The organism is Dietzia sp. SLG310A2-38A2 (genome assembly GCF_014145095.1).
Classification (GTDB): domain Bacteria; phylum Actinomycetota; class Actinomycetes; order Mycobacteriales; family Mycobacteriaceae; genus Dietzia.
In genome coordinates this window covers 1-7,223 of record NZ_JAALDX010000266.1, presented here as the reverse complement: position 1 = coordinate 7,223, position 7,223 = coordinate 1, and the positions used below count along the sequence as shown (strand labels likewise).

8 protein-coding genes are annotated in these 7,223 nt (G+C 69.5%); 2 read left to right on the top strand and 6 right to left on the bottom strand.

Features of this window, described 5'->3' with window-relative positions:
• From G6027_RS09810 to G6027_RS09800, 3 genes are all read right to left on the bottom strand, one after another.
• On the bottom strand, positions 1-445 hold a 445-nt coding region (locus G6027_RS09810; protein WP_182637014.1), incomplete at its 3' end, for an ATP-binding cassette domain-containing protein.
• Positions 438-2,054 carry an ABC transporter permease subunit gene (locus G6027_RS09805; RefSeq protein ID WP_182637013.1) on the bottom strand — a complete coding sequence of 539 codons (1,617 nt, stop codon included), beginning with the start codon at positions 2,052-2,054 and terminating at the stop codon, positions 438-440. The genes G6027_RS09810 and G6027_RS09805, both read right to left, overlap by 8 nt.
• 46 nt (positions 2,055-2,100) lie before the next feature.
• Positions 2,101-3,147, bottom strand: coding sequence for an ABC transporter substrate-binding protein (locus tag G6027_RS09800; RefSeq protein WP_182637012.1), 1,047 nt, complete (start codon positions 3,145-3,147; stop codon positions 2,101-2,103).
• Positions 3,148-3,426: 279 nt separating this feature from the next.
• Between G6027_RS09800 and G6027_RS09795 the strand changes: the two genes are divergently transcribed.
• Positions 3,427-3,993, top strand: a complete 567-nt coding sequence (locus G6027_RS09795) for a DUF308 domain-containing protein (protein WP_182637011.1) — start codon at positions 3,427-3,429, stop codon at positions 3,991-3,993.
• A gap of 69 nt (positions 3,994-4,062) precedes the next feature.
• Here G6027_RS09795 and G6027_RS09790 read toward each other — a convergent pair whose 3' ends face one another.
• The 3 genes from G6027_RS09790 to G6027_RS09780 form a co-directional block, all read right to left on the bottom strand.
• On the bottom strand, positions 4,063-4,491 hold the full coding sequence (locus G6027_RS09790; RefSeq protein ID WP_182637010.1) for a hypothetical protein: 429 nt from the start codon (positions 4,489-4,491) through the stop codon (positions 4,063-4,065).
• Positions 4,492-4,517: 26 nt separating this feature from the next.
• A complete protein-coding gene (locus G6027_RS09785) occupies positions 4,518-5,885 on the bottom strand; it encodes an MFS transporter (RefSeq protein WP_182637015.1) in 1,368 nt (455 codons plus the stop codon).
• 127 nt (positions 5,886-6,012) lie between these two features.
• Complete coding sequence (locus G6027_RS09780; protein WP_182637009.1) at positions 6,013-6,573, bottom strand: CPBP family intramembrane glutamic endopeptidase; 561 nt, start codon at positions 6,571-6,573, stop codon at positions 6,013-6,015.
• A 152-nt stretch (positions 6,574-6,725) separates the two neighbouring features.
• Here G6027_RS09780 and G6027_RS09775 point away from each other — a divergent pair.
• On the top strand, positions 6,726-7,223 hold a 498-nt coding region (locus tag G6027_RS09775; RefSeq protein WP_182637008.1), incomplete at its 3' end, for a glycoside hydrolase family 3 protein.

Here is a 7,223-nt window from a genome sequence, read left to right as displayed (position 1 = left end):
CCAGGGCGACCCGCTGGCGCTGGCCGCCCGAGAGGGTGTCCGGCGCGCGGTCGGCCAGGTCCCCGAGTTCGACGGTCGCGAGCACCTCCGCCACCCGCGCCTCGCGATCCGTCCGATTCCACCGGGCGCGCCTGAGCGGGTAGGCCACGTTCTGGGCAACGCTCATGTGCGGCCACACCGCGTGGTGCTGGAAGACCATGCCCAGTCCCCGGCGCTCGGGCGGCACCATGACCCCGTCGCCCACCAACACGCGGTCCCCGACCCGGATGGTGCCGGCGTCCGGTGTGACGAAGCCCGCCACCGCCCGCAGGAAGGTCGACTTGCCGGAGCCGGACGGGCCGACGAGGGCCAGGATCCGTCCGGCGTCCACGCGAAGGTCGACCGAATCGAGGGCTCGCGTGGAGCCGAAGCGCACGCTCACCCCTGTGGCGTCGAGTTCAGACATTCAGCTTCCCTGTCTCCGAGTCGGACCTGGTGAACCGGGATCCGAACAGTGCCAGCACCGCCAGGCCCACCAGCATGAGGATCACTGAGAGCGCGGACGAGGCGTTGACGTCGCCGGCCCTCTGGTACTGGAAGATCACCACGCCGAGGGTCTGCGTCCCCGGTGAGACGAGCAGGACCGACAGCGTCAGCTCGCGCACGGCCGTGACGGCGACCATGATCGCGCCGATCCCCGCGGCCGGCAACGCCAGACGCACGCTCGTGTCGAGGTGCGCCCGGAACGGGCCGGCCCCGCCGATCCTGGCGGCCTCCTCCATCGAGGAGTGCATCCCGGCCAGTGGGCCGCGCACCGTCTGGACCACGATCGCCGCGAACGCGGTGACGTACGCACCGAGGATCACCCAGCCGGTGTTGTAGAGCCCGGTGTACCGGCCGAGGATGAGCCAGCCCGTGGCGATGACCAGACCGGGAACGGCCTGCGGGAGCAGCACCGTCAGCAACATCGGCTCACGGTCGGCCCGGGCGAGCCGCGTGGTGAACAGGCCCACCGCGAGACCGAGGATCCCGCAGAGGACCCCGGCCCCGATCGAGAGGACCACCGAGTTGGTGGCGCCGTTGATCGTCTGCGCGGAGGTGAGCACGCGCTCGTAGTTGCCCAGCGTCATCGTCTCCAGGGTCAGCGGCACCCCGGGCGCCGGCAGGAGGGACCTGACCACGAGGCCCGCGAGCGGGGCCACTGTGGTGACGAGGCCGAAGACCCAGGCCACAGCCGAGATCCCGGCCCGCGACCGCCCGAGTGACATCGTGTCGAACTCCCGCCCGGACCCGCCGAACTCCACGACCCGCTTCGATATCCGCCGGTCGAGAATCGTGCCGATCACTCCCAGCACCAGCAGGATGATGCCGATCTGCGAGACCACCTGGAGCGGCGAGTCCACGGTTCCGGACTCGAGGTACCGGTAGACCATCGTCGACAGCGTGTCGAAACCGCCGGGCACGCCCACGATGATCGGGATGCCGAAGTCGCCGATGCTGCTGACGAAGGTCAGCGTGAACGCCGCCGCGATTGCCGGACGGATGAGCGGCAGCGTCACATCCAGCTGCGTCCGCAGGGGTGTGGCACCGCCCATCCGGGCGGCCTCGACCAGGTCCGCGGGGATCCTGCGCAACGCCGCGGCCACCACGAAGTAGGCGACGGGATAACTGTGCAGCGTCAGGAGGAACGCCACGCCCGAGAACCCGTAGAAGTCCCAGGGCGCGAACCCCAGCGTGCGGTCGACGAGTCCACCCCGCGTGACCAGGCCCGTCCAGGCGATCGCCCCGATGAACGGCGGCACGAACAGCGGCGTGAGCAGCAGCAGCTTGAGCGGCCTGCGCCCGGCCAGGTCGGTCCGGTCCAGCAGGAACGCCATCACCGTGCCGATCACGACAGCGCCGACCGCCGCCGCCAGCGAGGTGGTCACGCTGTTCACCGCGGCCTGCACGATGCCACCGTCGAGCAGCAGCGGCAGGTGGTTGGCCCCGAAACCCAGTGAGACGACGAGGGCCAGGGGCAGGACCGCGACCCCGAGGAGCGACGACCAGAGGACGATCCGGATCGGCAGGGTCACTGGAGGAATCGGGGTCGGGGGCGGGGTTGGGGGCGGACGCGTGGCGTCAGCGGATCGCCTCGTTGAACGCGGTCACGGCGGCGTCCTGGTTCTGGGCGATCGCCTCGAGATTCTGGTCGAACAGCGCGATCTGGTCCAGGGACGGCGCGTCCTCCGGGGTGCCCACGTCGTCGCGGACCGGCAGGTAGTTCTGCTCGACGGCGATCTCCTGGCCACGCGTGGAGACGACGAAGTCGAGGAACAGCTGAGCCGCCTCAGGGTCCTGGGCATCGGCGAACACCGCGCCCGGCTGGGTGATGAACGGGACCCCCTCGTCGGGATAGCTGACCCCGATCGGCGAACCCGCCGCAGCGAGGTCGCGCACGAGGTAATCCACCACGATGCCGATCGGACGCGAGCCCTCGGCGACGGCCTGGGCCACCGGACCGTTCGATTCGGCGACCTGGGGGGTGTTAGCGCCCAGTGCCTCGATCCACTCCGGGCCGAGATCCGGGTGCAGGCTCCACGCCGAGGCGTTGAACGCGGCCGCGCCGGAGATGTCCGGGTTGGGCAGGACGATCCGCTCGGCGTAGTCCGGCTCGGTGAGCTCGGCCCACGAGGTCGGCGGCTCGTCGACGTCGTTCGTGTTGTAGGCGATCACGGTGGGAATGATCCGTGTCCCCACGTAGTAGCCATCGGGGTCCACCGCGACCTCGACGAGTGCGTCCGTGTCGCTCGGGGTGAACTCGCGGAACAGGTCCTGCTCCTTGTATCCCTCGAACGTCGGGACGTCGGCGGCCAGGAGCACGTCGGCGCCGATCTCCCCCGTGGCCTGCTCCCCCGCGATGCGGGCGCGCAGGTCACCCGTCCCGGCGCGGAACACCTCGACCGTGATGTCGGGTTGTTCCTCGTTGAAGGCCGCGATGATCTCGTCGATCTTCGCCTGGGGCTCGGAGGTGTAGAGGGTGACCGTGCCGGTGACCCCGTCCCCACTCGCCGTGGTCTCGCCTCCGTCGTCGGGCTCGGCGCACGCCGTGAGCGTGAGGGCGCCGGCCACCGCCAGAGCGGCTGCCCGGGTCAGGAAACGCGTACCGGTTCGAGCGGTCGTGGTCATTGTGCTGTGAACTCCTCAGTTGCCGACTGGCCACGGTGGTCCGTGACGGTCCACCGTGACATTCCAGGATTCTCCCCCAGTTCCCTGCGCCTGAACGCCGGATGAACAACGCAGGAGGACTCGGCCACGGGAGGCGCGGGGGTCCGGCGAGGTGGTGTCGGCCGCCGGCGCGAGGTCGAGCGGCAACCGAACCCGCCCCGCCACGGGCTCGACCGGACTAGATTAATTTCCGTTGATCGCGACCGCGATCGTCCGCCTCTCCCGAGCGAGGTTCCCAGAATGACCACGTCCACCGCCGCCCGTTCCACCACCTCCCAAGCCTCCAAGGCCGTGCGTCTCGCGCTGCTGATCGGTGGCCTCCTCGCCATCGGCTTCGGCATCGCCGTTCTTCTCTGGCCCGCCAAGACCGCCGTCGCCATCACCGGTGTGCTCGCCTTCTACGCCATCATCGCGGGCGTCGTCTACGCCTCCATCGGCCTCCTCGCCACGAGCCACGGAACGGGCAGCCGGGTGGGCCACGTCCTGTTGGGCCTGCTCTGGGTCATCGCCGGCGCCTACGCCTTCTTCTCGCTCCAAGAGTCTGCGGCGTTCCTCGCCGTCTTCATCACCGTGATGATCGGCGTCATGTGGATCGTCGAGGGGTTCACCGCCCTGTTCACCCTCGGTGAGTCCGGTGCAAAGGGCGTGACGATCGTGTTCGCGATCATCTCGGTCCTCGCCGGCGTCTCTCTGCTGAGCACCCCGGTGTGGGGCGCCGGATTCCTGTGGTGGCTGCTCGGCATCTCACTCATCGTGCTCGGGGCGCTGAACGTCTTCCGCGCGATGTCCGGGAGGGGCTCACGCTGAGCCCACGCACAGGCGCGCTCCCGGGTTCCGCCGACGCGGTGAGGGACGCGGACCTCGTCGTCGTCGATCTCACCCGGTCCTGTCCGGCGCCCCTCGCTGGGTGGTCGGGGACGAGGTCGGGGTGGTCGGGACCGGGGTGGTCGGGGTGCACCAGATCACGGCGACCCCGGTGACCAGGTAGACCACCTGCAGGACGTGGAAGCCGCGGATCGAGGCGATCTCCGCGACGATCCACACCACCATGATCCAGCCGGACAGGATGCTGGCCGCCTGCCATCCGACGCTCCGCTTGAGCATCACCGTCGCCGCGAACAGGGCGCTGCCCCCCACGAGCGCGAGCAGGATCACGCCGGCGAAATAGACGGTGCGGAAATCAGTGTGCTCGACCCACGACGGCTCGTCGGGGATCACGCCGGTCATGAGCGCGAGCCCACCGCCGACCGCGGTGACGCCGTTGAAGATCAACAACCCGAGCAGGACCCTGGAGACTGCGTTCATACGCGCCCATCCTATGGGCTCGCGGGTCACGAATACAGAGACTTCTTGCTGGTCTCCGGGGCCAGGATGAGCGAGATGATGGTCAGCACGGACAGACCCACCAGGTAGTACCCGACGTAGGCCACCGAGAAGTTCTGCACCAGCCACACCGCGACGAACGGCGTGAGGGCGGCGCCGAGGATGGCCGAGAAGTTGTACGCGACTCCCGAGCCTGTGTACCGGGTGTTGGTGGGGAACAGTTCCGGCAGCACGGCCGACATGGGCCCGAAGGTCAGGCCCATGAGGATCATGCCGACGCACAGGAAGAGCAGCATGCGGGTCACGTCGAGGTCCTCGCCGGTACCGATCGCCTCGGGGTCCAGCCACCAGCCGAAGCTGAGCCCGAAGGCGATGATGGCGATGGTGACGCCGATGAGCATGCGCCGCCGCCCGAGCGCGTCGGCGAGAAGCCCGGCCACCGGCACGAACACCGCGAAGAGGATGATCGCGAGCACCTGCAGGGTCAGGAACGACCGATAGCCGTACCCCAACCCGCCGGTGCCCTCTCCGCCGATCGCGAAGGACAGGATCCACGTGGTCATCAGGTAGAACAGGCCGTAGGTGGCAAGCATGATGAACGTGCCGAGGATGATCTCCCGCCAGTTCTTGCTGAACACCTCCGACACCGGTGTCTTGACCCGCTGATCGTCCGCGATGGCCCGGGCGAAGACCGGGGTCTCCTCGATCCGGAGTCGGACGTAGAGGCCGACGGCCACCATCACGATCGAGAGCAGGAACGGCAGGCGCCAGCCCCACACCAGGAACGGATCGGACAGGTCGCTGGCCGTGGAGTCGTACGCGAACCAGGTGGTCAGCAGCAGGAAGAGCCCGTTGGCCAGGATGAACCCGAACGGCGCACCCAGCTGCGGCCACATCGCGGCGAAGGCCCTCTTGCCCGGCTGCGCGGTCTCGGAGGCCAGCAGCGCCGCACCCGACCACTCACCGCCCAGCCCGATGCCCTGGAAGAAGCGCAGGATGGTGAGCATCGCCGGGGCCCACAGCCCGATCTGGTGAATGGTCGGCAGCAGTCCGATGAGGAAGGTCGCGATTCCCATGGTGAGCAGCGCCCCCACGAGCGTGACCTTGCGGCCCAGCCGGTCCCCGTAGTGACCGAAGATCACCGAGCCCAGCGGGCGGGCGACGAACGCGGTTCCGAAGGTGGCCATGGAGGCGAGCAGAGCGGCACCCGAGTCGCCTCCGTGGAAGAAGAGCAGCGGGAAGATCGAGACCGCGGCCGTGGCGAAGATGTAGAAATCGTAGAACTCGATGGTCGTGCCGATGAGTGAGGCGAAGATGATTCGTCGCCGGGGAACCGTCTCGGTCGGCTCGGTCCAGTCGGCGGGTTCCACGGCCACGTCGGCCGGGCCGCGGTCGCCGCTCACGGGGTCGGATGATGCGTTCACCGGGGCATCGTACAAAAGCCGGGCGTGCGGTTACCCCCGTCGCTCGGTCGCCCTGGCGTCCTCTCACAACCCTGCCATCTCAGACGGCGAGGAGACCCGCGGTGAGCGCACCCGCCGCGACGTTCGCCACTGCGTGCACCGCCGCCCCCGGGACGAAGGTTCCTGTTCTGTGACGCAGCCAGCCGAGCAGCCACCCGGCGGTGAACTGCACCGGGATGAGAGGCCACAGCCTGGCATCGACCGCCAGCAGGGCCAGATGCGGCACGAGGAACAGCCCCGCCTGGAGCAGGTTGCCCCACCCGAAGCCGAACCGCCGGATGAGCACACCGCCGAGCAGGCCTCGGAAGAAGGCCTCCTCGCCGACGGCCCGGAGCACCACGGCGGCAGCGACACCCACGGAGGTCATCGCCGCGACCGAGACCCCTGGTCGCTCGAGTACCTCGGCGGGAACCAGGGCCAGCGAGAGCCACCCCGCCGCCAGCAGCGGGACGAGCAGTAGCACCGCCCGTCCGTACGCCGCCGGCGTACCCCGGGACACCCCCGCGAGTCGCATCGCCGTCCCGACGGAGCGGTCGCGACGACGGGATTGCACGACCACGTAGATGAGGGTCGGCACACAGAACAGCAGGAACTCGGTCATATCCCTCTGCGTTCTCGTGGGGTGCGCGTCGCCGAGGCGCTCGATCCGCGTCGTGGTCGAGCCTCTACAGCTGTTCCATCGGCGGACATATCGGAATGCTAGCCGCGCGCCCCATGCTACAACTGGACGACGCACCAGGACGGGGTCACCGCATGAGATCAGGCACGGAGTCGTCACCGCCCGCGTCGCCACCCGCCCTCGCGCACGCCGCGGCCGATCAGGAGGTCGGGGCCCTCGGGCCCGATCTCGGTCTGGATCTCGAACAGCAGGCCGCGCTCGGTAGCGGTGCGTCGTTCTGGCGCACCGAGGAGCTCCCCGGCGTGCCCGCGGTCGTGCTCACCGACGGCCCGCACGGGGTGCGGTTCCAGTCCGGCGCGTCGGACCATCTCGGCCTCAGCGCGAGCGACCCTGCCACCTGCTTCCCCCCGGCCGCGGGACTGGCGCAGAGCTGGAACCCCGCCCTGGCCCGCCGCATCGGAACCGCGCTGGCCGCCGAGGCCGTGGCCTCCGGGGTGGGGGTCCTGCTGGGTCCGGGGATCAACATCAAGCGCGATCCGCGGGCCGGCCGCAACTTCGAGTACTTCAGCGAGGACCCCCACCTCACTGCGGTGATGGCGACGCAGGTGGTCGCGGGTCTGCAGGCGGGCGGA

Bases quoted from the DNA above. Each gene is read 5' to 3' on its own strand.
- G6027_RS09800 (WP_182637012.1), bottom strand. From the start codon at position 3,147: ATGACCACGACCGCTCGAACCGGTACGCGTTTCCTGACCCGGGCAGCC.
- G6027_RS09795 (WP_182637011.1), top strand. From the start codon at position 3,427: ATGACCACGTCCACCGCCGCCCGTTCCACCACCTCCCAAGCCTCCAAG.
- G6027_RS09790 (WP_182637010.1), bottom strand. From the start codon at position 4,491: ATGAACGCAGTCTCCAGGGTCCTGCTCGGGTTGTTGATCTTCAACGGC.
- G6027_RS09780 (WP_182637009.1), bottom strand. From the start codon at position 6,573: ATGACCGAGTTCCTGCTGTTCTGTGTGCCGACCCTCATCTACGTGGTC.